General features: G+C 38.2%; 24 protein-coding genes, 4 tRNA genes and 1 pseudogene. 27 read left to right on the top strand and 2 right to left on the bottom strand.

What is annotated here, in order from left to right; genetic code table 11:
* Positions 1-27 precede the first annotated feature (27 nt).
* From ychF to AC1MGI_RS04740, 26 genes and pseudogenes are all read left to right on the top strand, one after another.
* Positions 28-1,128 (top strand): redox-regulated ATPase YchF, encoded by a 1,101-nt coding sequence (gene ychF, locus AC1MGI_RS04865; RefSeq protein WP_480348794.1) that lies wholly within the window; start codon positions 28-30, stop codon positions 1,126-1,128.
* Between the two features lie 257 nt (positions 1,129-1,385).
* The gene (rpsF, locus tag AC1MGI_RS04860) at positions 1,386-1,673 is read left to right on the top strand and encodes a 30S ribosomal protein S6 (RefSeq protein ID WP_480348793.1); all 288 of its coding nucleotides are present in this window, start codon (positions 1,386-1,388) and stop codon (positions 1,671-1,673) included.
* Between the two features lie 43 nt (positions 1,674-1,716).
* A complete protein-coding gene (gene ssb, locus AC1MGI_RS04855) occupies positions 1,717-2,244 on the top strand; it encodes a single-stranded DNA-binding protein (RefSeq protein WP_480348792.1) in 528 nt (175 codons plus the stop codon).
* Between the two features lie 44 nt (positions 2,245-2,288).
* Complete coding sequence (gene rpsR, locus AC1MGI_RS04850) at positions 2,289-2,528, top strand: 30S ribosomal protein S18 (RefSeq protein ID WP_049683486.1); 240 nt, start codon at positions 2,289-2,291, stop codon at positions 2,526-2,528.
* Between the two features lie 316 nt (positions 2,529-2,844).
* Positions 2,845-3,015, top strand: coding sequence for a hypothetical protein (locus tag AC1MGI_RS04845; protein ID WP_480348791.1), 171 nt, complete (start codon positions 2,845-2,847; stop codon positions 3,013-3,015).
* Between the two features lie 2 nt (positions 3,016-3,017).
* Positions 3,018-3,763, top strand: a pseudogene (locus AC1MGI_RS04840) (YybS family protein).
* Between the two features lie 56 nt (positions 3,764-3,819).
* Entirely contained in the window at positions 3,820-5,793 is a 1,974-nt protein-coding gene (locus tag AC1MGI_RS04835; RefSeq protein WP_480348790.1) for a DHH family phosphoesterase, read from the top strand.
* On the top strand, positions 5,790-6,239 hold the full coding sequence (rplI, locus tag AC1MGI_RS04830) for a 50S ribosomal protein L9 (protein ID WP_480348789.1): 450 nt from the start codon (positions 5,790-5,792) through the stop codon (positions 6,237-6,239). The genes AC1MGI_RS04835 and rplI overlap by 4 nt, the downstream gene beginning before the upstream one ends.
* Positions 6,240-6,531: 292 nt before the next feature.
* Positions 6,532-7,896: a replicative DNA helicase gene (gene dnaB, locus AC1MGI_RS04825; protein ID WP_062186595.1), complete on the top strand. Its 1,365-nt coding sequence runs from the start codon at positions 6,532-6,534 to the stop codon at positions 7,894-7,896.
* A gap of 482 nt (positions 7,897-8,378) precedes the next feature.
* Positions 8,379-9,671: an adenylosuccinate synthase gene (locus AC1MGI_RS04820; RefSeq protein WP_480348788.1), complete on the top strand. Its 1,293-nt coding sequence runs from the start codon at positions 8,379-8,381 to the stop codon at positions 9,669-9,671.
* Between the two features lie 190 nt (positions 9,672-9,861).
* A tRNA-Lys gene (locus AC1MGI_RS04815) sits at positions 9,862-9,937 on the top strand.
* Between the two features lie 6 nt (positions 9,938-9,943).
* Positions 9,944-10,015 (top strand) — tRNA-Glu (locus AC1MGI_RS04810).
* 86 nt (positions 10,016-10,101) lie between these two features.
* A tRNA-Asp gene (locus AC1MGI_RS04805) sits at positions 10,102-10,177 on the top strand.
* 62 nt (positions 10,178-10,239) lie between these two features.
* Positions 10,240-10,312 (top strand) — tRNA-Phe (locus AC1MGI_RS04800).
* 303 nt (positions 10,313-10,615) lie between these two features.
* Positions 10,616-11,374, top strand: coding sequence for a M23 family metallopeptidase (locus AC1MGI_RS04795; protein ID WP_480348787.1), 759 nt, complete (start codon positions 10,616-10,618; stop codon positions 11,372-11,374).
* Positions 11,375-11,687: 313 nt separating this feature from the next.
* Positions 11,688-12,395: a response regulator YycF gene (gene yycF / locus AC1MGI_RS04790; RefSeq protein WP_480348786.1), complete on the top strand. Its 708-nt coding sequence runs from the start codon at positions 11,688-11,690 to the stop codon at positions 12,393-12,395.
* 5 nt (positions 12,396-12,400) lie between these two features.
* Complete coding sequence (walK, locus tag AC1MGI_RS04785; RefSeq protein WP_480348785.1) at positions 12,401-14,233, top strand: cell wall metabolism sensor histidine kinase WalK; 1,833 nt, start codon at positions 12,401-12,403, stop codon at positions 14,231-14,233.
* The gene (locus AC1MGI_RS04780) at positions 14,230-15,525 is read left to right on the top strand and encodes a YycH family regulatory protein (protein ID WP_480348784.1); all 1,296 of its coding nucleotides are present in this window, start codon (positions 14,230-14,232) and stop codon (positions 15,523-15,525) included. Before walK ends, AC1MGI_RS04780 begins: the two co-directional genes overlap by 4 nt.
* Complete coding sequence (locus AC1MGI_RS04775) at positions 15,525-16,334, top strand: two-component system regulatory protein YycI (protein WP_480348783.1); 810 nt, start codon at positions 15,525-15,527, stop codon at positions 16,332-16,334. The genes AC1MGI_RS04780 and AC1MGI_RS04775 overlap by 1 nt, the downstream gene beginning before the upstream one ends.
* A gap of 5 nt (positions 16,335-16,339) precedes the next feature.
* A complete protein-coding gene (locus tag AC1MGI_RS04770; protein WP_403076903.1) occupies positions 16,340-17,134 on the top strand; it encodes an MBL fold metallo-hydrolase in 795 nt (264 codons plus the stop codon).
* Positions 17,135-17,338: 204 nt separating this feature from the next.
* Entirely contained in the window at positions 17,339-18,544 is a 1,206-nt protein-coding gene (locus tag AC1MGI_RS04765) for a S1C family serine protease (protein WP_480348782.1), read from the top strand.
* Between the two features lie 214 nt (positions 18,545-18,758).
* Entirely contained in the window at positions 18,759-18,917 is a 159-nt protein-coding gene (locus AC1MGI_RS04760) for a CxxH/CxxC protein (protein WP_480348781.1), read from the top strand.
* A 92-nt stretch (positions 18,918-19,009) separates the two neighbouring features.
* Positions 19,010-19,489 carry a 23S rRNA (pseudouridine(1915)-N(3))-methyltransferase RlmH gene (gene rlmH / locus AC1MGI_RS04755; protein WP_480348780.1) on the top strand — a complete coding sequence of 160 codons (480 nt, stop codon included), beginning with the start codon at positions 19,010-19,012 and terminating at the stop codon, positions 19,487-19,489.
* Between the two features lie 355 nt (positions 19,490-19,844).
* Entirely contained in the window at positions 19,845-20,480 is a 636-nt protein-coding gene (locus tag AC1MGI_RS04750) for a YczE/YyaS/YitT family protein (RefSeq protein WP_480348779.1), read from the top strand.
* A gap of 465 nt (positions 20,481-20,945) precedes the next feature.
* Positions 20,946-22,220: a cytosine permease gene (codB, locus tag AC1MGI_RS04745; protein ID WP_480348778.1), complete on the top strand. Its 1,275-nt coding sequence runs from the start codon at positions 20,946-20,948 to the stop codon at positions 22,218-22,220.
* Positions 22,210-23,478: a cytosine deaminase gene (locus tag AC1MGI_RS04740; protein ID WP_480348777.1), complete on the top strand. Its 1,269-nt coding sequence runs from the start codon at positions 22,210-22,212 to the stop codon at positions 23,476-23,478. Before codB ends, AC1MGI_RS04740 begins: the two co-directional genes overlap by 11 nt.
* A 447-nt stretch (positions 23,479-23,925) precedes the next feature.
* Here AC1MGI_RS04740 and AC1MGI_RS04735 read toward each other — a convergent pair whose 3' ends face one another.
* Positions 23,926-24,390, bottom strand: a complete 465-nt coding sequence (locus AC1MGI_RS04735; RefSeq protein ID WP_480348776.1) for a phage tail protein — start codon at positions 24,388-24,390, stop codon at positions 23,926-23,928.
* A gap of 22 nt (positions 24,391-24,412) precedes the next feature.
* Positions 24,413-24,892 carry a GyrI-like domain-containing protein gene (locus tag AC1MGI_RS04730; protein WP_480348775.1) on the bottom strand — a complete coding sequence of 160 codons (480 nt, stop codon included), beginning with the start codon at positions 24,890-24,892 and terminating at the stop codon, positions 24,413-24,415.
* A 110-nt stretch (positions 24,893-25,002) separates the two neighbouring features.
* On the opposite strand from AC1MGI_RS04730, the gene AC1MGI_RS04725 reads away from it, so the two are divergent.
* A complete protein-coding gene (locus tag AC1MGI_RS04725; RefSeq protein ID WP_480348774.1) occupies positions 25,003-25,965 on the top strand; it encodes a helix-turn-helix transcriptional regulator in 963 nt (320 codons plus the stop codon).
* Positions 25,966-25,983 lie beyond the last annotated feature (18 nt).

The raw sequence follows: 25,983 nt of genomic DNA, 5'->3' as shown, positions 1-25,983 counted from the left end.
TAATTCATAAGAGGAGTGAAAGAAAATATGGCTTTAACAGCAGGTATTGTCGGTTTGCCGAATGTTGGTAAATCTACATTATTTAATGCAATAACACAGGCTGGTGCAGAATCCGCCAACTACCCATTCTGTACGATTGATCCGAACGTAGGCATCGTAGAAGTACCGGATCATCGCCTTCAAAAATTAACTGAATTGGTACAACCGAAAAAAACAGTTCCGACAGCATTTGAATTCACAGATATTGCTGGAATTGTAAAGGGTGCTAGTAAAGGTGAAGGATTAGGAAATAAGTTCTTATCACATATCCGTCAAGTGGATGCAATCTGCCAGGTTGTACGCTGTTTCGCAGATGATAATATCACACATGTTTCAGGTAAAGTAGATCCGATTGACGATATTGAGGTTATTAATCTTGAATTGATTCTTGCTGACCTTGAATCTGTTGATAAACGCATTGAACGTGTTGGCAAAATGGCGAAGCAAAAAGACAAAAACGCAATGTTTGAGCATGAAATTCTAGTTGCTTTGAAGGAAGCCTTAGAAGCAGAAAGATCAGCTCGTACTGTTGAATTTTCAGATGAACAGTTAAAAGTCGTGAAAGGCATGCACTTACTGACAGCAAAACCGATGTTATATGTCGCAAACGTGAGTGAGGATGAAGTTGCAAACGCTAATGATAACGAGTACGTTCAACAGGTACGCGATTACGCTGCGAAAGAAAATGCAGAGGTCATTGTCATTTGTGCAAAAATAGAAGAAGAAATTTCTGAACTTGATGGAGAAGAAAAGGAAATGTTCTTATCCGAACTTGGCATTGAAGAGTCTGGTCTTGATCAATTAATTCGTGCTTCATACAATTTACTTGGACTTGCTACGTACTTTACAGCAGGTGTACAAGAAGTTCGTGCATGGACATTCCGTAAAGGCATGAAGGCGCCGCAATGTGCGGGCGTTATTCATACAGACTTTGAACGTGGCTTTATTCGTGCTGAAACGGTATCATATGAGGATCTTTTGGCAGCGGGAAGTCATTCAGCTGCAAAAGAAGCTGGAAAAGTTCGACTTGAAGGAAAAGAATATATTGTGAATGACGGCGATGTTATTCATTTCCGTTTTAACGTATAAGAAGGTAAGGAGGGTGTCTCAGAAGGGGCTGACCTTGCACTTTAAATCAGTATGTAGTGTTTTCATACACGTATCTTATGCTGGATTTAATCGTTGCAGGGTCTGGATCTTTGGGACACCTCTTTTTGTTAGCTCACTTAATCTGCATAGACTCATTGCAATTAATGAACAACTATGCTATAATTTCATCTTGTGAGTAATTATATAATTGCTCCTTGCCCGATAAGGGCCGCTTAGACCAAAAGGAGGTGACAGAGATGAGAAAGTACGAAATTATGTACATCATCCGTCCAAACATTGAGGAAGACGCTAAGAAAGCACTAGTTGAACGTTTCAACACAATCCTTACTGATAATGGTGCGGAAATGACTGAAGCAAAAGAGTGGGGTAAACGCCGCCTAGCTTACGAAATCAATGATTTCCGTGACGGTTACTACATGCTTCTTAAAATCAACGGTGAAGTAGCTGCGATTCAAGAATTTGATCGTTTAGCTAAAATCAGCGAAGATATTATCCGCCATATGGTGACTAAAATCGAAGCATAATTTGAAATAAATATAAATTCCCAATTGACAGGGGTTGATTCTGATGATGAATCGCGTAGTTTTAGTAGGTCGCTTAACGAAAGATCCTGAATTACGTTACACACCAAATGGAGTTCCTGTTGCTACTTTTACATTAGCTGTCAATCGAAATTTTTCGAACCAGCAAGGTGAAAGAGAAGCAGACTTCATTAACTGTGTAGTTTGGCGAAAACCGGCAGAAAATGTGGCGAACTTCTTGAAAAAAGGAAGCTTAGCTGGCGTGGATGGACGTGTCCAAACACGTAATTATGAAGGACAAGACGGCAAACGTGTATATGTGACAGAGATTCAAGCTGAGAGCGTTCAATTTCTTGAACCACGAAGCGGTTCAGCGGGTGAAAGAAATGAAGGCGGTTCTTACGGCAATCAAAAAAGTTATAACAATAATAACGGCTTTGATAACAATAATTCGTATGGACAAAATCCAAATCAGAATCAACGGAGCAATAACAACTATACACGCGTAGATGATGACCCATTTGCAAATGACGGTAAAACAATCGACATTTCAGATGATGATCTACCATTTTAAGCGATCGCATGCTTAAGAAATTAAACGAGAAGGAGGAAAAAACAATGGCAATGGGTGGACGTAAAGGACGCGGAAAGCGTAAAAAGGTTTGTTTCTTTACATCAAACGGAATTACTCACATCGACTATAAAGATGTGGATCTTCTTAAAAAATTCATCTCAGAACGCGGTAAAATTTTACCACGTCGTGTAACTGGTACAAGTGCTAAATACCAACGCAAATTAACAATTGCGATTAAACGCTCACGTACTATGGCATTACTACCATATGTATCTGGTGAATAATAACAGTTAAAAACACATTGGGGATTTTCTCTAATGTGTTTTTTGTAAGTGAAAATAGAACAATGCTTTAAAGTCCTCTCTTTTTGAACACGCACTACAAGGAACCCGATACTTCATTCAAAGTCGCTGTAACCCCTTATTGAACATAATTGTACATAAATTTAATAAAAGTGAAAGAAGAAGCAGAGGGAAAGTTTGAAATATGGCATTGCAAACAGCTACAATAATAGAAGGCTTTTTCTCTATTCCATTCTTTAGGATTTGGATTGTAATCATAAAATGATTTGCCTCGTCAACTATGAAAGGATGTGAAAAGTTGAACAACGGAAGAAAGGTAGCGGAAGGCGGAGTATTGCTTGCTCTGTATAGTATATTATTGTTTTTGGCGATTCAACTTCCTTTCATTGGATCAATCTTATTTTTTATTTTACCGATTCCTTTTATTTTAATAGCGCTCAAACAAAATTATTCATTGCTTGTTTATTAACTATGATCTTTGGGACTATTCTGGCACTACCGGTAGCCTTATTGACAGGATTTCCAGGAATTTCAACTGGCTATCATTTGCGGAAAGGTCACTCAGCCATCAAGATATTCATTAGTACAGTACTTGTCATGTTAGCCTGTATAATCGTGATGTTCGGGTTTTCAATCTGGTTCATAAATGTGAATGTTATTACCGAGAGTATGGCAATGCTGAAAACATCAGTGGACCAACCCATCGAAATGTTCGCTGCATTTGGAAAGTCTCCAACAGATAAGAGTTTAGAAAATATTTATGCTGCAATTAATTTAATGGATACACTAATACCATCTATGTTTGTAATAACTTCAATGATCTCGCCCTTTTTCATCCTTTTAGTCGCTCATCCATTTTTAAAACGATTTAGTGATAAGAAATTGACATGGCCACCATTTAGAGATCTACAACTTCCGAAAGTATTTTATGGTATTATTTAATTACAATGATTATAGCGATGACTACGAATCCTAATCAAGGTGATTTCGTATTTACCGTAATCTCCAATCTTTTATTTATCTTGCAGTTTTTTGTCTTGTTGCAAGGTTTATCGTTTGTCTTTTTTTGGTCACATAGACAAGGATGGTCAAAGGTCATACCGATAATCATCACTATTCTTTTATTTATGAACCCAGTGTTTCAATTTATCGTTAGATTTTTGGGTATTATCGATTTAGGTTTTCCTTTGAGACAAAATAGCGCTAAAAAGAAATAACGTGCATAAAATGATTGAAACGAGCAAAATGTATGATGCTTTTAGGAGCTGAAAATATGCCATCATATTTAAAAAAGTACCAGATCCTATCCCGTTTATATGGACTGCTTTCGGTAGCCATTCTTTTATTGGGGGTCCTCGCATATTACAATTGGTGGGCTGCGGCAATAGGCTTTTTGCTTTTCATTGGGTTGTTCGGCCTTGTCCTGCAAGTGGAATTGCGAAATCGACGTGAAACTGAGGAATATATCTCAACCTTATCGTATCGTTTAAAAAAGGTCGGTGAAGAGGCACTACTCGAAATGCCAATTGGGATTATGCTAATGAATGATGAGTATTATATCGAATGGACGAACCCGTACTTAGCTTCTTGCTTTGATGAAGACTCTTTAACGGGCAGGTCGCTGTATGATGTAGCGGAATCGATTGTTCCGTTGGTTAAGCAGGAATTGGAGAGCGATACAATCACTCTTAATAATCGAAAATTCAGGATTGTGCATAAGCCTGAGGAACGGTTGTTGTACTTTTTTGATGTCACAGAACAAATTGAAATTGAAAAGTTGTACGAAGATGAACGAACAGCTATTGCGGTGATTTTCCTCGATAACTATGATGATTTGACTCAGGGAATGGACGATCAACGCAAAAGTAGTTTAAATAGCATGGTTACCTCCTTACTTAATAAATGGGCAAATGATAATGGGGTTTTACTAAAACGGACTTCTTCAGATCGCTTTATTGGAATTTTTAATGAAAGTATTTTACAACAGCTGGAAAAAGGGAAATTTGCTATACTGGATGAAATTCGCGAATCAACTTCGAAACATAATGTACCGCTTACTTTAAGCATCGGCGTAGGTTCCAGTGTATCTTTGTTGCCTGAGTTAGGATCAATTGCTCAATCAAGTCTTGATTTGGCGTTAGGACGCGGTGGTGATCAAGTAGCTATTAAATTGCCGAATGGAAAAGTTAAGTTCTATGGAGGCAAAACGAACCCAATGGAGAAACGCACAAGGGTGCGGGCGAGGGTCATCTCCCATGCATTGAAGGATATCGTTCTTGATAGCGATAAGGTTATTGTAATGGGGCATAAGAGCCCTGATATGGATGCGATTGGTTCAGCTATAGGTATATTAAAGGTTGCACAGACGAACGATCGTGAAGGCTATATCGTAATTGACTTTCAAGATATCGATAAAAGTGTTCAACGATTAATAGCGGAAATCAAAACAACGAAACCTGATTTATATGGACGGTTTATTACACCAGAGGATGCCTCTGAAATAATTACGGATGAAACACTCCTAGTCATTGTTGATACCCACAAACCTTCAATGGTCATTGATGAACGATTGTTGAACAGAATGGATCAAGTGGTCGTAATTGACCATCACAGACGTAGTGATGAGTTCATTTCTCATTCTTTGCTCGTTTATATGGAGCCGTATGCTTCATCAACGGCAGAGCTTGTGACTGAGCTACTTGAATATCAGCCGAAGAAAAGCAAGATGGATATGCTGGAGGCCACTTCCCTGCTTGCAGGCATTATCGTCGATACTAAGAGCTTCACTCTTCGCACGGGCTCGAGAACCTTTGATGCGGCATCTTATTTACGTACCCAGGGAGCGGACACAGTACTCGTTCAGAAGTTTTTAAAAGAAGATGTTCATACGTATATTGAGCGTTCGAAGCTCATTGAAACGGTCTCCTTTTATAAGGAGGGCATTGCCATTACAGTTGGTGAACCTGACGAAAGTCATAATCAAGTATTAATCGCCCAGACCGCTGATACATTGCTTACGATGGACGGAGTCGTTGCTTCTTTTGTCATTGCGAAGCGTTCAGATGACGTGGTTGGTATCAGTGCTCGTTCACTCGGAGATATAAATGTGCAAGTCATTATGGAGATGATTCATGGCGGAGGGCATTTAACTAACGCAGCAGCTCAAGTGACGGGTACGATTGATGAAGCTGAATCATTATTAAAAACAGCTATCGATGAATATTTAGAAGGAGGAAAAGGACAATGAAAGTAATCTTTTTAAAAGACGTAAAAGGAAAAGGAAAAAAAGGGGAAGTTAAAAATGTTGCAGATGGCTATGCACATAACTTTCTTTTAAAACAAGGATTAGCTGTTGAAGCGAATAACGCAAACACAAAAACACTTGAAGCTCAACAAAATAAAGAGGATCAGCTTGCAGCCGGAGAATTACAACAAGCAAAAGAATTGAAAGAAAAAATCGAAAACCTAACAGTCGAGCTGGAAGCGAAAGCTGGTGAAGGCGGCAGATTATTCGGCTCAATTACAACAAAACAAATTGCTGAAGCACTTCAGAAGAAGCATGGCATCAAGATTGATAAACGAAAAATGGATCTTAATGATGGTATCCGTACTTTAGGCCATACGAAACTACCAGTTAAACTGCACCATGAAGTGGCGGCGACGCTAACAGTTTCAGTAAAAGAAATTAACTAATTTTAGCACTATCATATCGATAAAAAGTTGATAAAATAGAGATAGATAAGAAACATCCATGAGCATCTGATCTAAAACCCAACGGTGAAAAAGATTAGATTCTCGAATTGCATCACCTAATAAAGGTGGCGGTGCGGAGCTGATTTTGCGAAGCCCCGCCCTTTTTCCACAAAAAAGGAGATCGGGCTTTTACGTTCAATCTTCTTTTTTTAATGGAATGATTCTGATTGTACGATAGCCATGCTATTTAAATAAATTTGTAAAAGAACTTTGTAAAAAAGGAGGCCAAAATATGAATGAAGCATTTCAAGATCGGATACCACCACAAAATGTCGAAGCGGAACAGGCTGTTTTGGGAGCCATCTTTTTGGAGCCTTCGTCATTAACAGTTTCTTCGGAGATTTTAATACCTGAAGATTTTTATCGATCTTCACATCAAAAGGTATTTAATGCCATGCTTAAGCTTAATGATATGGGAAAGGCTGTCGATTTAGTGACAGTTACCGAAGAGCTGGCAGCTGCAAAAACTCTAGAAGAAGTCGGGGGCGTTTCTTATTTAAGTGAACTGGCTGCTTCAGTCCCTACTGCAGCCAATGTCGAATACTATGCGAAAATTGTAGAAGAAAAATCACTGTTGAGAAGGTTAATTCGTACGGCAACCAATATTGCTCAAGAAGGATACAGCCGGGAAGATGAAGTGGAAAGTCTGTTGGGCGAGGCTGAGAAAAGTATTATGGAGGTTGCCCAAAGGAAAAATTCGGGAGCCTTCCAAAATATTAAAGATGTTCTTGTTAGAGCTTACGATAATATAGAGGAGCTGACCAATCGAAAAGGCGATGTTACAGGTATTCCAACGGGATTTGCTGAGCTTGATCGGATGACTGCTGGGTTTCAGCGGAACGATTTAATTATCGTTGCAGCTCGTCCGTCTGTTGGTAAAACAGCATTTGCACTAAATATCGCTCAAAATGTCGCAACGAAAACGGACGAAAATGTTGCGATTTTCAGCCTTGAGATGGGTGCTGAACAGCTCGTGATGCGTATGCTTTGTGCAGAAGGAAATATCAATGCCCAGAACTTACGAACAGGTGCCCTGACAGATGAAGACTGGCGTAAGCTGACAATGGCAATGGGAAGCTTATCGAATGCTGGAATCTATATCGATGATACTCCAGGTGTCCGGATTGGTGAAATCCGCTCCAAGTGCCGCCGTCTTAAGCAAGAGAACGGTCTTGGGATGATTATGATTGATTACCTTCAATTAATTCAAGGAAATGGGCGTTCTGGTGAAAACCGTCAACAAGAAGTATCTGAAATCTCTCGTTCCCTTAAGTCGCTTGCTCGTGAACTTCAAGTGCCAGTCATTGCCCTTTCTCAGCTCTCTCGTGGAGTCGAGCAAAGACAAGACAAGCGACCGATGATGTCTGATATTCGGGAATCAGGAAGTATCGAGCAGGATGCGGATATTGTCGCTTTCCTATATCGAGATGATTATTATGACAAAGAATCGGAAAACAAGAATATTATCGAAATTATCATTGCTAAACAACGTAATGGTCCAGTAGGAACCGTATCTCTTGCTTTCGTAAAGGAATATAATAAGTTCGTTAACCTTGAGAGGCGTATGGATGATGCTGGCATGCCACCAGGGGCATAGTGATAATAGTGATAATAGTGATAGTAGATAAGATTTGGATATTGCACTTTATGCACAGTGCATTTGAGTTCATTCCCGTATTTTATTGTACGTAATTATTGTGAAATGGACCCTTCCCTTTTGGAGGGCACTGAAAAAGTCCATTTAAAAAGGAAAATAAGCTAATGACCTACTACATATTGGTCGTTAGCTTATTTTATTATCTGTATATTGGTGAAGATCTTCAAAAATTTTAAAAAGAATTACTTTTTCGGTGTCTTCCCCTTTTGTGACATCCTTTTAATCTAAAACCGTATATTCAAACAATTAATGGAGAAAATAAGAGAATGATCGTTGTTATTAACGAATGATTTAATTTTAATTATAATTAATGTTCGTGTTAAAGTTGACTGTGATGACAATTAATGTTAAAATAGGTTTGTTGAATAAGAGACCGGTACATAATCCGGGATTACGTGAACCTTTGGAGGTGCTTTTCTAATATGTCATCAGTAGTAGTAGTGGGAACGCAATGGGGCGACGAAGGAAAAGGGAAAATCACAGACTTTTTATCTCAAAATGCAGAAGCCATCGCTCGTTATCAAGGCGGGAACAATGCGGGGCATACGATTAAATTTAATGGTCAAACATATAAACTGCATTTAATTCCTTCTGGGATTTTCTACAGTGAGAAAGTTTGTGTGATTGGCAATGGGATGGTTGTGGATCCAAAAGCACTTGTTGCAGAATTAGCCTATCTGCATAATCATGGGGTTACAACAGATAATCTGCGGATTTCTAACCGTGCTCACGTCATTCTTCCTTACCATTTGAAATTGGACGAAGTGGAAGAAGAGCGCAAAGGTGCAAATAAAATTGGCACGACGAAAAAAGGCATCGGCCCTGCTTATATGGACAAAGCAGCAAGAAACGGAATCCGCATGGCAGATTTACTTGACCGAGAAGTATTTGAAGAAAAACTCAGTTCTAACCTTGAGGAAAAAAACCGCATGCTTGAACGTTTTTATGAAACAGAAGGCTTCAAACTAGAAGATATTTTTGAAGAATATTACGAATATGGTCAACAAATTAAGCAATATGTTTGTGATACTTCAGTAGTCTTGAATGATGCGTTGGATGAAGGAAAACGTGTTTTATTTGAGGGTGCCCAAGGGGTAATGCTAGATATTGACCAAGGAACCTATCCATTCGTTACTTCATCAAACCCAGTAGCAGGAGGAGTAACAATCGGCTCAGGTGTTGGACCAACAAAAATCAACCATGTGGTTGGAGTATGTAAAGCTTACACAAGCCGGGTGGGTGATGGTCCTTTCCCAACTGAATTAGATAATGAAATTGGTCATCAAATTCGTGAAGTGGGCCGTGAATATGGAACAACAACGGGCAGACCTCGCCGGGTAGGTTGGTTTGACTCTGTAGTCGTTCGTCATGCTCGCCGTGTCAGCGGAATCACGGATCTTTCACTTAATTCAATTGATGTGTTGTCAGGGATTGAAACAGTGAAAATCTGCGTAGCCTATAAATATAAAGATCAAATCATACATGAATTCCCGGCAAGTCTGAAAATGATTGGGGAATGTGAGCCTGTTTATGAAGAACTACCAGGCTGGCCTGAAGACGTTACGAGCTGCAAGTCACTGGACGAACTTCCGGAAAATGCACGTCATTATATAGAGCGGATTTCTCAGCTAACGGGTATTCCGCTAACGACCTTCTCAGTAGGTCCAGACCGAAATCAAACAAATATCGTTAGAAGTCCTTGGCGTTTAGAATAGTCTAATCCTAAGGTGGAGGCCTTTTTAGGTCTCCACCTTAGTGTTTTAAAGAGCTCAAATGAATGTCCTATTTACAATATGTGAAACGTTAAAGGTCACATTTTTAAAAAAAAATAAAATACTATTGCGCTAACAGGTGAAACTGTGATATTATCAAAAGCGTCGTCACAAATGAGTGAGATTTTTGTACGAGCCATTAGCTCAGTTGGTAGAGCATCTGACTTTTAATCAGAGGGTCGCAGGTTCGAATCCTGCATGGCTCACCATAATACGGCCCCTTGGTCAAGCGGTTAAGACACCGCCCTTTCACGGCGGTAACACGGGTTCGAATCCCGTAGGGGTCATCGGCTATTGAAGTAAATCAAGTAGCTGGCAAGTCCAGCTAGCTTGTAAGAATTCAATAGTATGCTTAACATGATTATATTGATATGGTCCCGTGGTGTAGCGGTTAACATGCCTGCCTGTCACGCAGGAGATCGCGGGTTCGATTCCCGTCGGGACCGCCATTTTATTTTTTAGAAAATGAAAAGCTTTGGATCTGCAATAGACTTTAGTGGATTATTAATATGGCTCAGTAGCTCAGTCGGTAGAGCAAAGGACTGAAAATCCTTGTGTCGGCGGTTCGATTCCGTCCTGAGCCACTTCATAACACTCCTTTTGGGGTGTTTTTTTGTGCCTTGTTTTTATGAATTGATTTGAACTCATTTTAGCTATAAGTTATCTTTTTGTAACACTATGTCAAAAATTATACATTTGTATTACATTACGGAGTCTATCCCATGTTTCATTTAATAGTATGGTAGAGTAGTTGAAAATGAAACTAGTCCAATTTATCTAGATTTATCCGGTATTAACGGGCAGCAAAACCCCACTGATTGGAGTTTCATTATACAACTTAAATGTTTAATGAATTGAGTTACATGGCAATAGGGAGGATTAAGGATATGTTAAGTAGGAAGAGTGCATGTCCCGCTTTATTAATAATGGCTAATATCATTCTTTTTGTGATGACCATTATTCCAAAAGGTTCTGAAGCTGCCATAGACGCGGATGGGACGCTCCTGATTGATCAAGATTATGTGCATAATGAAGTTGGAAGTAGTATGACAAATTTTTTATATAAAAATCAGTTAATAGAGGAGCAAGTATTTAATACTGATAGGGCGAGTGATGAGGTACTACGGGAAGTAATAAAACAATTCGAGGGCAAAGAAGAAGCCTATGCATATGTTATTACTGATGAGATGTTTACGCATCTTTCATCTAAAGAAGAGGCTGAGGAAGTATCGAGAATTGTTAAAGGAATAAAGCAAACTCCATCACGAGGAACAGGTTCTTTTATCTGGCCTGCAGATGGAGGGTATATTTCTAGTGAACAGGGCCCCAGCTTTGGGAAAATACATAAAGGTATTGATATAGCGCAACCAACTACGAAAACCATTCATGCAGCTGATCACGGTACTGTGGTTGAAGCTGGAGTATCAGGTGGTTATGGTAATAAAATTAGGATTAATCATAATAACGGGTACGAAACAATTTATGCCCATCTTGAATTGGTGGATGTGAAGATAGGGGATACCGTTAAAAGTGGTTCTAAAATTGGTATCATGGGTTCAACAGGCCATTCAACTGGCACCCACCTTCATTTTGAGATTTTAAAAAATGGCGGTCTTGTTGACCCGCTAGATTTTATCGTGCATTAACGGGTAGTAACACCCCACTGATTGAAGTTTCACTTTATGAAACAATGAAACGGATACTTTCGTTTTTTTTACAAGTCTTCGGATTATAGATTCGAAGACTTTTTATGTAGAAAAGAAAGAACAGGAAAAAATCTGGTAAATAAGGGGTGATAGTAGGAATAGGATGATTTCATTATGATAAAATGATAAAGTAAGGTAGAGAGAAACTTAATAGATTTTCTATAAATAGATGAATGATAAATCTTTTGTTTAATTAATAAAAGGTACATGTATATATATTGAGACACAATTTGTAGATAAAGGGGAAATGTTTATGGAAAAGAAAATTCTTGTTGTTGATGATGAAAAACCAATTGCTGATATTCTACAATTTAACCTAAAAAAAGAGGGTTTTGATGTTTATTGTGCTTATGATGGCAATGAGGCTCTTAAAATGGTAGAAGAACTTCAGCCAGATTTAATCTTATTAGATATTATGTTGCCCCAGCGAGATGGCATGGAGGTCTGCCGAGAAGTACGCAAGAAATATGAAACACCTATTATCATGCTTACAGCAAAAGACTCCGAAATTGATAAAGTATTGGGGCTTGAGCTAGGAGCAGATGATTATGTGACAAAGCCTTTTAGTACACGAGAGATCATTGCCCGAGTGAAGGCGAATTTAAGACGCCAGCAAGCGGCTCCAGTTGCAAATCCTGAAGAACAATCGAAAGAGATCTCGGTTGGAACACTCATTATTCACCCAGATGCTTATGTGGTTTCAAAACGCGGCGATACGATTGAATTAACTCATCGAGAATTTGAATTGCTACATTACTTGGCAAAACATATTGGTCAAGTGATGACGCGCGAGCATTTGTTACAAACAGTATGGGGATATGATTATTTTGGCGATGTGCGTACCGTCGATGTTACGGTTAGACGTCTTCGTGAAAAAATTGAAGATAACCCAAGCCACCCAGGCTGGATTGTAACAAGAAGAGGGGTAGGCTATTACCTTCGTAACCCTGAACAGGAGTAAGTAACATGAAAAAGGTCGGTTTACTTCGTTCCATTCACGTGAAATTTGTAGTCATTTATCTACTACTTATTTTTGTTGCCATGCAAATTATTGGCGTTTATTTTATTGGGAAATTAGAAGACAATCTTGTTAATAACTTTCAGAGTTCTATACGTGGTCATGTGAATCTTCTAACGTATAGTATAAGTGAAGAAATGGTCAAGGAAAGAAACGATGATGACCCCACCCTTGAAGAAGCAATTAACACAATTTTAAAAGATCGCGATAAATCTTCAAATAATATAACCGAGGTTCAAGTCATAGAGCTTCGCAGTCGACGTGTACTTGGGACATCTGCCCCTGGTAATCAGTCGATTGTTGGTAAAAAGACGACGGAAGACATTATTAAACGGACTCTTGTTTTAGGAGCTCCGGATCAGGATGTATTTTATGATCCGAAAACAAATAGGCGTGTCTGGGTTTTAACCATACCAGTAGACTTTGATGAAAAGGTTATTGGTGCAGTTTATGTAAGTGCAGATATGGAAAATGTTTTCGATCAATTAAATGAAATTAATCACATTTTCATCACTGGGACAGCCATCGCTTTAAGTATCACTGCATTATTAGGTGTTTGGTTGGCAAAAACAATTACGAGACCGATGACTGATATGCGTAGACAAGCCATTGCGATGTCGAAAGGGAATTTCTCAAGAAAAGTTAAAGTGTATGGGGATGATGAAATTGGCCAGTTGGCCGTTACCTTCAATAATTTAACGAAAAGACTGCAGGAGTCACAATCTAGTACGGAAGGTGAACGGAGAAAGTTATCTTCCATTCTTTCCTATATGACTGATGGTGTCATTTCGACAGATCGTCGGGGACGAGTCATTTTAATTAATGAACCTGCAGCAAAGTTATTGGATGTTTCACGTGAAACAGTACTAAATCAACCTATCATTGAATTATTGGATCTTGAAGAAGATTATACGTTTGAGGATTTACTAGAAGAGCGTGATTCTGTCATTTTAGACTATAGCAAGCCGAAACAACCGTATATTCTCCGGGCAAATTTTTCTGTAATTCAAAAAGAAACAGGTTTTGTGAATGGGCTTATTACGGTGCTTCATGACATTACTGAGCAGGAAAAAATTGAAGAAGAACGCCGTGAATTTGTGGCCAACGTTTCCCATGAATTACGAACTCCGTTAACAACAATGCGCAGTTATTTGGAAGCATTAGCGGAAGGGGCATGGAAAGATGAAGCGATTGCACCTTCTTTTCTAAACGTAACACAAAATGAAACAGAGCGTATGATTAGACTAGTTAACGACTTATTGCAGTTATCGAAAATGGACAGTCGTGATTATAAATTAAAAAGCGGCTGGGTGAATTTTAATGATTTCTTTAACCACCTAATTGACCGTCTTGAAATGTCAAAAAAAGAGACGATTACATTTAAACGATACATTCCTAAAGAATCATTCTTCGTTGATATTGATGAAGATAAAATTACCCAAGTTCTTTATAATATTATCTCAAACGCTACCAAGTACTCACCTGAAGGTGGTCAGATTACATTCAGGGTTAAGGACGAGGAAAAGTCTATTATTATCAGCATTAGTGATGAAGGTGTTGGGATTCCTAAAAGTAATTTAGAAAAGATTTTTGAGCGATTTTATCGAGTGGATAAAGCTAGATCAAGGAATCTTGGAGGAACTGGCCTTGGCTTGGCGATTGCGAAGGAAATGATTGTCGCCCATGGCGGGAAAATTTGGGCTAAAAGTGTGGAAGGAAAAGGGACAACAATCTACTTCACCCTTCCTTACGAGCTGGAGCAAGAGGATGATTGGTCATGACTTTTGAAAGAATGAAAAGCATCATTCTATTGATATTGGTTTTTATGAGCGCTTATTTAACTTGGCAAATTTGGACCTATCAGCCAACTCTAAAAAAGACAGATCAGAGTGAGTATTTTAAAGTATTAAGTGATACAAAAAGTATTGCGGATGTTGTGAAACCAAAGAATGTTTTATTACATGTGGGAGAGCAGCATTTCCAAATGAATGATGAAGAGAAAATGAATAACATCCAGTCCTCGTTCTTGAATTGGTCATTATACAGTTTTGAAGATATTTCTCATCAAGTCAGTGAAACAGAATTTCTAACATTTGTCCATTCAAAGGCGAATACAGAAATTAACTTTACTGATCAAATACCATTCAAGCTCTATAAGTCTGTATTTAATGTTGAAATGAGTGAGGTTCCTGAGTTTTCTTTTGATAAAATTATATTTACTTCCGCAAATAGTAATATGGAGGAAGCAAAGATTTACTTTATTTCAACAGAAAACAAGACAGTTATTCAAACCATCGTCAATGGAGAAAGTATTCGTATATTTTATGAAATGTACTATAAAGATGCGAATGAGTATCCTGAATATATAACGTACCAGGTCAATAAGACAAAGGAAATCTATCTTTTAAAAGACCCCACGCCTATGAAGCAGTATAGTTATCAACTAGGATATATGAATATTAATAACTTTAAGTATGCCTTATTTACTGATCCCACATCCGTTCGCCAAGAGTATGTCTCTGAGGTTGAAGAATTTACTGATGGGACCCGGCTATTATCTGTTGACCGTAATTTAGCGATGATTAATTTCATCAACCCATCACAAAAGAAAAACGGATTTAGTAGTACGAGTGAATTATTGCAGCAAAGCATTGACCTTGTGAATGACCATGCAGGTTGGGGGAAAAGCTCGTTTCGATTTTCTGAGCTATGGCAACAGGAACAAAGGGTAGTCTTTCGTTTATTTGTTAATGGACTTCCAGTATTTAACGAAGCAGGAATGGCAGAAATTGAACAGGTTTGGGGGAATGGAGAAATCTATCAATATCAACGTCCGTATTTTTATCTAGATTTCCGTTATCCTGAAGCGCCTGATAAATTACTTCCTTCTGGTGAAGAAGCGATAACAGTTTTGAAAAATATCAGGAATTTCAATGGAGACGTTGAAATTGGCTATCGAATGACCAAGTCTACACTTAATTCGAAAAGTGTCATCTTGGAACCTGCCTGGTATTACCGATATGGAGGAACGTGGATCCTCTTACCTTTTGAGCAAAAAGGAGCGGATCGATAATGGACTGGAATCGAACGAAGACCATATTCATTATGGTGTTTCTCATTCTTGATATTTTTCTTTTGGATCAATTTATGGGGAAGAAAAATGATAATAAATATGATTACATGTCTCAAACTCCTATTGAAGAGCTTTTAAAGGAAGAAAACATAACGTATACTCCTATGCCTAAACAAAAGCAAAAGGAAAATTATTTAGTCGCGAAAACGAAGGTTTTTAAAAAGGATGATCTGAAGTCTTTGAAAGACCAAGATCTTTTGATCGCAGATGTGGAAAGAACGAAACTAGTAGGCACGTTTAAAAATAAAACCAAAGTTAGTGAAAAATTACAAACGAGTGAAATTGATCTTTTCATGAAGGAAAACATCTATCATGGCGAAGATTATAGCTATTGGACATACGATAAAACAAGTCATTCAATTGTTTATTATCAGGATTTTGATAGTAAGATCTTTTATAATAATAGTAAGGGCAAGGTAACGCTATTTTTAAATGAAGATAAGGAAATCATTTCATACGAACAAACGTATCTAGAAGATATTGAAAAATTTAATGAACCGAAAGAAATGATCCTTCCGATAAAGGCCATCGAAGCTCTCTATTTAAAAGGAGATATTCCACCAGATAGTGAGATAACCAATTTTCAGTCTGGTTATTATAATTCTTTACAATCAAACTCTTCTTCTTCATCTTTTCTGTTAGTGCCTACTTGGCGAATTATTGTAGATGACAAACAGGACTTGTTCGTAAATGCATTTGATGGAGAAGTAATTGAATTGAATACGGAGGAAAAAATATTATTGGAGTGAGAGGTATGAGTATGCATTTTAGTGTTCTCGCAAGCGGGAGTACGGGAAATGCTATTTTCGTCGAGACAGAAGAGCATTCTTTTCTTGTCGATGCTGGCTTGAGTGGCAAGGCGATGGAAGCATTATTCAGTGAAATTGGCCGCGATATGTCCAAGCTATCAGGCATTCTTGTTACACATGAACATAGCGATCATGTTAAAGGCCTTGGGGTCATAGCGCGTAAATATAAATTACCGATTTATGCGAATATGAGTACATGGAATGCAATGGAGAGAATAATTGGCGAAGTACCGGTTGAGCAAAAGTTCACATTTGAAATGGAACAAATTAAAACATTTGGGAACTTAAATATTGAATCATTTGGTGTTTCCCATGATGCAGCGGAGCCTATGTTTTATGTGTTCCATCAAGGTGATAAGAAGCTTGTCTTAATTACAGATACAGGCTATGTGAGTGATAGAATGAAAGGTATTATTGATAATGCTGATATGTACGTGTTTGAAAGCAATCATGATGTGTCAATGCTAAGAATGGGTAAATACCCTTGGAGTATTAAACGACGAATTTTGAGCGATTTTGGGCATGTTTCAAATGAAGATGCAGCAATTGCCATGAGTGATGTTGCAGGGGATCGGACAAAACGAATTTATCTGGCACATCTAAGCCTTGATAACAATATGAAAGATCTCGCACGTATGTCTGTTGAGCAAACATTGCAAACAAAAGGAATCATTGTTGGAGAACAATTCTCTCTCTATGATACGGACCCGAAAAAACCAACTGAAATAGTACTTGTTTAGGAATGAAAAAGGGATGATCTCTTTTCATTCCTTTTTTTGATGAAACATTTGTGTAAGGTGTTCCTGGAAGGTTTAAAACGGTAGGAATGCAGAATGAAGGAAAAGTTTTTTATCTTTAGTCTTAAATGAGTATAATGGAAGAGATAAACAAAGACTAGTGTATGCATTTATTTAATCTTTAAAGGAAGAGAGGATTGAACAAATTTGGGATACTACGATGATCATATGCATGAAAACAGAAACAAAAAAAGAAAAGGACGTCCAGGAGGATACTTTTTATCGACGCTCGCAGGAGTAGTTGTCGGGGCATTGCTCGTTTTCTTCATGTTACAAGGTTATCCAAATTCTAATGGGCAGAATCAAAATGAAAAAGTGAACGGACTAGGGAAAACAGAGAAAGTCCAGCAGCAAGTATCTGTTAATGTTACGTCAGCTGTAACGGGCGTGGTAGAGAAGGTCGGTGCAGCGGTTGTTGGGATTACAAATATCCAGCAATCTAAATTTTGGGGAAATCAAGAAAATCGTGAAGCAGGAACAGGATCGGGTGTTGTGTATAAAAAGGAAAATGGAAAAGCCTACATAGTGACAAATAACCACGTTATTGAAAATGCAACGGAACTAGAAGTAACGTTAGTGGACGGAACAAAGCTTCCAGCCATGTTGAAAGGAAGTGACCCGTGGATGGATTTGGCTGTCGTAGAAGTCGATGGTACGAATGTTCCAACGGTTGCTGATTTTGGGACCTCGTCTACTTTAAAACCAGGCGAACCAGTCGTGGCCATTGGGAATCCATTAGGTCTGCAGTTTTCAGGGTCTGTAACACAAGGAATCATTTCAGGTTTAGAGCGTACGATTGAAGTGGATATTAATGAGGATGGCCAGGTTGATTGGAACGCAGAGGTTATCCAAACAGATGCAGCCATTAACCCTGGAAATAGCGGAGGAGCTCTTATTAATATGCAAGGTCAAGTCATCGGAATTAACTCCATGAAAATTGCAGAAAGTGCAGTGGAGGGGATTGGTCTTTCTATTCCTATTGATTCAGCAATCCCAATCATTCATGACCTTGAACAGTTTGGTGAGGTAAAACGACCATTTATGGGAGTAAGCCTTGCATCGGTTGAAGAAATCTCACAATATCATCAGCAAAACACATTGAAGCTACCTACAGATGTAACAAGTGGTGTCGCTATTACCGGTGTTCAATCCAATTCACCGGCAACTAAAGCCGGACTAGAGGAGTTTGATGTGATTGTTGCATTGGATGGCAAGGAAGTTACCGATGTTGTTGATTTACGTAAATACTTATATAACGAAAAGAAAATTGGAGATAAGTTAGACGTAACCTATTATCGCAACGGTAAACAATTGAAAACGACGATGGATTTGTCAGTAGAACAACAAATGTAATGAAAAATGGGGGAGTCTCACAAAGGTCTGACACTTTGCCTTTGAGGCAACCCCGTTTTTATTGTGTTTTTTCAGTTTTTTGTTAAGATAACATGTGGATAAGCGGAAAAGTAGCAATAAAGTGAATGCAATCGTCAGATTTGTGGATAACTAGTTCATATAAGCGAATTAGGAAATTAAACATGAATAATGTCGATATAAGGGAGAGAAATGAATGATTTATTGTTGTGATGATCATGTTGATATGGCACTGGATACTGTGGTAGTAGAGGAAGAAACGTATCCGACTCTTAATAGTGTACCTAGTGAATTGAGGTTATCAACAACCTGTGAATATTGTCAAAACACGGCAGTATATATAGTAGGGAACTAATATTCCTATACAAGATGTGGATAGTAAATGTGGATATGTGGATAACTTTTGTGGATAACGTGTTTGTAAGTTGTTTGTAAAGTGAGGATAACATGAATATAACAATTATAACTGTAGGAAAGCTAAAAGAAAAATATCTAAAACAGGGCATCGACGAATATATGAAGCGAATGTCTGCCTATGCAAAAATGGAAATTATTGAGCTGCCGGATGAAAAAGCGCCAGAAACCTTAAGTGAAATTGAAATGTCGCAAATTAAGGAAAAGGAAGGACAAAGAATTCTAGCTAAAGTCAATCCCGATGCCCATGTCATAGCGCTTGCAATCGAAGGGAAAATGAAAACTTCTGAAGAACTGGCAGACACACTTGATAAGCTTGCGACTTATGGAAAAAGTAAAATTACTTTTATTATCGGCGGGTCATTGGGTCTAAGCAAAGAAGTGATGCAACGTGCTGACGATGCACTTTCCTTTTCAAAAATGACCTTCCCGCATCAATTGATGAGATTGATTTTGGTTGAGCAGGTGTATCGGGCTTATCGGATCAATCGGGGTGAACCGTATCATAAGTAAATGAGTTTTTTCTTAAAACTATATAAGTTGATTTAATGTTCTCCTCCTTGGATTTTAGGTAAAATCTATTCAAGAGTCAAACTTAGATATATTCTTCTTATTGGTGATTTTTTAGATAACCATAACAAATGGAGAAATCTTTTTATCTTCAAAAGGAAAAAGCTGACGAGGCTATATGATATTGCCCTCGTCAGCTTTTCCGTTGTTAAAACGAATAAGACCTCATAATTCTCCTTTAATAAGAAAATTAAAGATACGATTTTTTGGTTATATTTCAGAAAATATAGATTATAACTTCTGTCCAAATTTAATGTTATATTAATAAAAAAATAAGATATAAGATAGAGGAGCGGTTATGAAAAAGGAATGGATTCTACGCTGGTCTTTTTTTATTTTTGGATTAATGGTGTTAGCATTTGGCATATCTTTAACAATTGAAGGAAAGCATTTAGGGATTGGACCATGGGATGTTTTTCATTATGGTCTATTTACTAAATTTGGATTTACTATTGGAACTTGGTCGATAATAAGTGGGTTTTTACTCTTGTTGGTCAGTTCAATTTTCAATAAGGCATGGCCAAAAATAGGGGCTTTTCTGAATATGTTGTTTCTAGGATTATTTATTGATCTTTTTAATTGGATTTTACCTAGCATTGATAGTTTAGCAGGAGCAACAATTGCTTTTATCATAGGTGTTGTTTTAATTGGGTATGGTATTGGATTATATGTTTCTGCTGATTTTGGAGCAGGTCCTAGAGACAGCTTTATGTTATTAATTGTTGAAAGAACGGGTTGGAGTATCCCATTGGTTAGAAGCGGAATTGAAGTACTCATTTTTCTTCTTGGTTGGATGCTAGGGGGGCCCGTTGGAATTGGAACAGTGTTTATTGCGTTTGGATTAGGTCCAATTCTAGGATTTTCTATTCCTCAATGTAAGAAACTGATGGCATATTTCCTTGACCAAAAGGATCGCCTGTTAACGCATATGTAAAAAATCAAAAATGAATAAACACGATGTATGAGTATCCCTTCATGGGGGGAGCCTCTTTCATGTCAAAATTATTTGCCAGTCCCCGCTTTTTTGAGAAACCTCATTTAGATATGCTATGGAGAACCGTATCATAAATAAATGAGGTTTTGATGTTATCTGTTAAAAATAGTAGAGATTGAGGACCGTATGGGGGATAGCACCTAAAAATCAGTTGACAACATATTGTTTTCCTGTAATAATATGTTTAATTAAATACTGGTACCTTTAATTCAGTCCCGTGAGGCTGACAAGGACAGCGGAAATAATGAACATTGCTTTGGTAGCCTATGTATGTAGGTTCTCCATGGTCCAGTGTGCAAAAAAGCTTCTTGTCAGAAATGGCAAGAAGCTTTTTTTATTCCCTAATCTCCTAAAATTATCGAAGTCTTCTTCGGTACCAGTTACTAACTTATTGGAGGAATTGGTATGTCAAAAGTAGATAAAGAATTCACGTTACAGGCAGTACCTCAGGCGAATAGAAATGGATTTTGGAAAATACTTGCGGTGATGCTCTCACTTAGCTTTTTCTCAGCGAGCATGTGGTCTGGAGGAACATTAGGAACAGGATTGTCGTTTATCCAGTTTATATGGATTGTGTTAACAGGTAATCTTGTACTTGGGCTTTATACAGGTTCATTAGCTTATATTGCAGCAAAAACGGGGTTATCAACTCATTTATTGACTCGATATGCTTTTGGTGAAAAAGGTTCTTATTTATCTTCATTTTTACTAGCCTCAACTCAAGTAGGCTGGTTTGGTGTTGGACTTGCGATGTTTGCAGTACCTGTTGCAAAAGCGACTGGGGCCAATGTTTATCTATTAATAGTGATTTTTGGTTTGTTAATGACGGTATCGGCCATTTTTGGGATGAAGACCTTAACCATTTTGGGATTTATTGCTGTTCCGGCAATTGCGATTTTCGGTAGTTATTCCATGTTTGACGCAACTAATACAGTTGGGGGAATTCAAGAATTATTCGCTTATGAACCTACACAGGCAATGGGCGCTGCATTAGCATTAACCATTTGTATAGGATCTTTTATTAGCGCTGGTACGCTTACGCCCGATTTTGCTCGTTTTGCTAAGACATCACGTTCTGCTGTGACTGCTAATATTATCGCGTTCTTTCTTGGGAATTCGCTCATGTTTTTATTTGGTGCAGTCGGAGCTATGGTTTACAATAAAGCTGATATTTCGGACGTGATGTTTTTACAAGGGTTAATGATTCCTGCCATCATTGTCCTCGGTTTGAATATTTGGACGACAAACGATAGCGCGTTATATGCTTCTGGACTAGGGTTTTCCAATATTACAAAACTACCAAAACATAAAGTTGTTGTTTTCAATGGAATCGTTGGAACAATAGCAGCGATGTGGCTTTATAACAATTTTGTTGGATTCTTGACGATTTTGGGTTCCACGCTACCGTCGATAGGGGCCATTATTTTAGCAGACTATTTTTTACTAAAGCGCGGGAAATATCAACCATTTGAAACGATGAAATTTAAAGCCGTAAATTGGATCGCTATATTTGCATGGGTAGGTGGAGTTGCAGTCGCAAATTTTGCGCCAGGTATCCCTCCAATTAATGCACTATTAGGGTCTGCCATTATTTATGTTGTTGTGATGAAATGTATGCCTCAACAAGAAGTATCAATAAGTAAAATACGTGATAAAGGTGAGATAATCAGTGATCATTAAAAACGCAAAGCTTAGAGGAAAAGATGGACTTTGGCACTTATTTATAGAAGATGGTAAGTTTAATAAAATTACTCAAATACTAGGAGATGTTGATGGAAAAGAAATCATCGATGTTAATGGGTCTCTTGTCCTTCCACCTTTTATTGAGCCGCATATCCATCTAGATACAACGTTAACAGCGGGAGAACCAGAGTGGAATAAAAGTGGCACCTTGTTTGAAGGTATACAAAGATGGGCGCAAAGAAAAGAAACGCTAACGATTGATGATGTAAAAACAAGATCAAAAACGGCTTTAAAATGGCAGATTGCTCAAGGAATTCAGCATGTCCGTACACATGTAGATGTAACAGATCCAGAATTAACGGCTTTAAAAGCAATGTTGGAAGTAAAGGAAGAAATGGCTCCCTATGTAGATCTTCAACTTGTTGCATTTCCACAAGAAGGCATCCTTTCATATCCTAATGGGGAAGAATTGATGGAGGAAGCATTGAAAATGGGCGCCGATGTTGTAGGCGGCATTCCTCATTTTGAATTTACAAGAGAATACGGAGTGGAGTCGTTAAAATTCGCTTTTGACCTTGCTGAAAAATATGATCGATTAGTTGACATCCACTGTGATGAAATTGATGATGAACAGTCTCGATTTGTAGAAGTTGTAGCTGCTGAGGCCTACAAACGTGGGTTAGGTACTCGCACAACAGCGAGCCATACGACGGCAATGGGCTCTTATAATGATGCCTATACGTATAAATTATTCCGCTTATTAAAGCTTTCTTCCATTAATTTTGTATCAAATCCGCTTGTGAATATTCACCTTCAAGGAAGATTTGATACGTATCCAAAACGAAGAGGACTAACAAGGGTAAAAGAATTACAGGAAGCGGGACTAAATATTTGCTTTGGTCACGATGACATATTTGACCCATGGTACCCACTTGGAACAGGGAACATGCTTCAAGTATTGCATATGGGGATTCATGCTTCACAACTCATGGGCTATGATCAAATTGTAAATTCAATCGATTTGATCACTAGTAATAGTGCCAAAACGTTGCACATTGAAGAGAATTACGGAATCGAAGAAGGTAAACCAGCTAACTTCATCATCTTATCTGCAGAGAACGAATATGAGGCGATTCGTAAGCAAGCGACGGTTAGGTATTCCTTCAGAAATGGCAAGATTATTGCCGAAACCAAGCCAAGTGAAGCAACAATAACTTTAAATCAATTTGAAGAGAAGATTAATTTTAATAGATAGAAGATATTTGGGCACAACTTTAATAGGGTTGTGTCTTTTTTTATCCCGCATTAATGGGCAGAAAAACCCTACCTCAAGAATTAAAGAGAACCAAAGAAAATAGGTGGCGGATAGCTGCCCTTAAAGAGCCGATAAGTATTGAATTAGGGGAGGGCTTTATGGTTCGTATAAAAATAAGGGAGATCTCATTTAGATTTATTACGGTGAACCGCATCATAAGTAAGTGAGGTTTTTGCGAAAAAAGGAACAGCACCCTCTAATTTGGTGAAGAGGTGCTGTTTTGTTAGTTGAATGCGTAGATAAGCAATTGTTGCATGAATGGCTGTTTTTGTTCTTGCGATGAATTTAATTTTTTTGTTCAATCAGGATTTTCTTATCCAAATGAAGAAAAGGAATGACTAAATACAAAAAAATGACTGAATTCCTCCACTAGCGCTTTTGCTTACTTTAATATTCTCCTTTAATTACAAAAAACGAGCCCCGAATTGTTCCAGCTAGTTTAGACTTCTGCCTAGCAAACTTAAACTTCTCTTCTAACTCCTTTGGTACCTCCATCCCCTCAGAAAGCTTAAAACCAACAGCCCGTTTCTTAGAGTCATCAACCGTATACATGACGTTGATCACAAGACCATCTTCATAAATGACGTAGGCAAATTTGATGTTTTCCACTTGAAAACGTGAAGTTCCTAAAGGTTTAGCCGCAAACTCAATATCACGTTCTTCTTTCAAAATTCGATTCACATAATCAAGGGTCTCCTGGCTTTCGCTAGCTGGTACAACCGTAAATTCATACTTGTATTTGTTCATAAAGTAACGGGCTTCATTAGCACGTAAACCAGCAAGCGCTTCTGCTACAGGTGAAGACTCTAAACCAACCGTAGACACATTTTTAAAATCAACGATATATGACATCTCCATCCCACCTTTTATCTCTTTATTTCCTAACAACGGGAATCCACATTTCACCAAATATCAAGCCGTTTCGCTGCCCCATCTCAACCGTTGCATTTGGCCCACCAACATAGGCAAAATTCCTTGCTTCTGGCAAGACTTGACCAAAGGCAATGCCAGCAAGCTTATTACTCAACTCATCAGCCGTCTTCTCTTCCCCTTTAACAACTAGGTATTCTCCCTTGGGGAATTGGATAACTCTGGATTCTTCTGGTACCGACGCTTCGGTCATGACGCCAGCATAATGCATCATCTTGTTATTCACTGCTTCATTCACAGCAAAAATGTAGTCATTTGTGGCTATGGCTTTTAAAGTGTCAAACCTTCCATCTTGTTTGACGGCCCACCAAAAGTCTGCCTTTTCCTTGTTTATGCCAGCAAAGTCTGTGTAATCGCTCTTAAGTTCAGTTCCAATACCTAAAACGATAAAGCTGTCTTTTTCTTCTAGGGTATAATCTGCCATATTCAAAACCTTCCTCTTTTTTTAATTAATCAAATGATTTGTCTTTTCACTTGATGGGTTTATAATAGCTTTAAATCATGTCAAAAAGTGATACTGTTTAGGAGGTCCCGATGAAAAAAGTTGAACGGATTAATATCATCATGCGGTATATCAACAACCGTGCCCACTTTACAATTTCTGAAATCATGCGAGAATTTAACATCTCTCGTTCGACAGCTATTAGAGATATCAGAGAAATTGAAGCCATGGGGATGCCACTTGTCGCTGAAGTTGGAAGGGATGGGGGTTATTTTGTCATGAACAACTCTGTCCTGCCCACTGTTCGCTTTACCGATAATGAGATTAAAGCTCTTTTTATTGCCTTTATGGCCACAAGAAATCAACAACTCCCTTATCTAAAGAGTCGTCAGTCTTTAGCTGAAAAATTACTAGGCCTCCTCTCAGAAAACCAGCAAGATGACCTTGTTCTTTTAAATCAAATCTTGCTTTTTGAAGGGACCAACCCCAATAATCCCGACCTACTTGATCTGTCAGACCTACCCCATCCTATGTTAGAAAAACTCATCCAAAACCTTCTTTTGGATAGCTATTTATTGATTACCATCAAAGAAGAGAAGGCAATAAAGTCGTATCCAATTTATCTCTTGCACCTTTATCATGAAAAAGGACTTTGGCTGATTGAAGGCTTTGACTTAAAGGATGAAAAGAAGCGGATTTTTCCTGTCGATGATCTCATCAATGTCAAACCCTACCCGACGAAAAAAGGATTAAGTAAGAAAAAGATTTTAGAAAAACTAAGTAAGCAGGAAGAAGTAATCAACCTTGTCTTTGAACTTGGTCCAAAAGCGATTGCCCAGTTCAAAAAATACCATCCTTTAAAAGTTACAATTTCCTATACGAATCCCTACCAAACCACAGCCATTCTAAAGACTTTTATCAATGTTAATAATCCCGAAGAATTGACTGAAATAACAAATTGGCTACTTTTCCTAGGTGGGGATATCGAGGTCAGAGAAGTGCCAGAAGAAGTCTTAGAAGGTTTACAAGAGAGATTATGCGTATTCTACCCATAAGCAGTGCCAGTTACCCTT

This window comes from Peribacillus sp. BM1, assembly GCF_056679975.1.
This window is presented reverse-complemented; position numbering and strand designations above follow the sequence as displayed.

Bases quoted from the DNA above. Each gene is read 5' to 3' on its own strand.
- ychF (WP_480348794.1), top strand. From the start codon at position 28: ATGGCTTTAACAGCAGGTATTGTCGGTTTGCCGAATGTTGGTAAATCT.
- rpsF (WP_480348793.1), top strand. From the start codon at position 1,386: ATGAGAAAGTACGAAATTATGTACATCATCCGTCCAAACATTGAGGAA.
- ssb (WP_480348792.1), top strand. From the start codon at position 1,717: ATGATGAATCGCGTAGTTTTAGTAGGTCGCTTAACGAAAGATCCTGAA.
- rpsR (WP_049683486.1), top strand. From the start codon at position 2,289: ATGGCAATGGGTGGACGTAAAGGACGCGGAAAGCGTAAAAAGGTTTGT.
- AC1MGI_RS04835 (WP_480348790.1), top strand. From the start codon at position 3,820: ATGCCATCATATTTAAAAAAGTACCAGATCCTATCCCGTTTATATGGA.
- rplI (WP_480348789.1), top strand. From the start codon at position 5,790: ATGAAAGTAATCTTTTTAAAAGACGTAAAAGGAAAAGGAAAAAAAGGG.
- dnaB (WP_062186595.1), top strand. From the start codon at position 6,532: ATGAATGAAGCATTTCAAGATCGGATACCACCACAAAATGTCGAAGCG.
- AC1MGI_RS04820 (WP_480348788.1), top strand. From the start codon at position 8,379: ATGTCATCAGTAGTAGTAGTGGGAACGCAATGGGGCGACGAAGGAAAA.
- AC1MGI_RS04795 (WP_480348787.1), top strand. From the start codon at position 10,616: ATGTTAAGTAGGAAGAGTGCATGTCCCGCTTTATTAATAATGGCTAAT.
- yycF (WP_480348786.1), top strand. From the start codon at position 11,688: ATGGAAAAGAAAATTCTTGTTGTTGATGATGAAAAACCAATTGCTGAT.
- walK (WP_480348785.1), top strand. From the start codon at position 12,401: ATGAAAAAGGTCGGTTTACTTCGTTCCATTCACGTGAAATTTGTAGTC.
- AC1MGI_RS04780 (WP_480348784.1), top strand. From the start codon at position 14,230: ATGACTTTTGAAAGAATGAAAAGCATCATTCTATTGATATTGGTTTTT.
- AC1MGI_RS04775 (WP_480348783.1), top strand. From the start codon at position 15,525: ATGGACTGGAATCGAACGAAGACCATATTCATTATGGTGTTTCTCATT.
- AC1MGI_RS04770 (WP_403076903.1), top strand. From the start codon at position 16,340: ATGAGTATGCATTTTAGTGTTCTCGCAAGCGGGAGTACGGGAAATGCT.
- AC1MGI_RS04760 (WP_480348781.1), top strand. From the start codon at position 18,759: ATGATTTATTGTTGTGATGATCATGTTGATATGGCACTGGATACTGTG.
- rlmH (WP_480348780.1), top strand. From the start codon at position 19,010: ATGAATATAACAATTATAACTGTAGGAAAGCTAAAAGAAAAATATCTA.
- AC1MGI_RS04750 (WP_480348779.1), top strand. From the start codon at position 19,845: ATGAAAAAGGAATGGATTCTACGCTGGTCTTTTTTTATTTTTGGATTA.
- codB (WP_480348778.1), top strand. From the start codon at position 20,946: ATGTCAAAAGTAGATAAAGAATTCACGTTACAGGCAGTACCTCAGGCG.
- AC1MGI_RS04735 (WP_480348776.1), bottom strand. From the start codon at position 24,390: ATGTCATATATCGTTGATTTTAAAAATGTGTCTACGGTTGGTTTAGAG.
- AC1MGI_RS04730 (WP_480348775.1), bottom strand. From the start codon at position 24,892: ATGGCAGATTATACCCTAGAAGAAAAAGACAGCTTTATCGTTTTAGGT.
- AC1MGI_RS04725 (WP_480348774.1), top strand. From the start codon at position 25,003: ATGAAAAAAGTTGAACGGATTAATATCATCATGCGGTATATCAACAAC.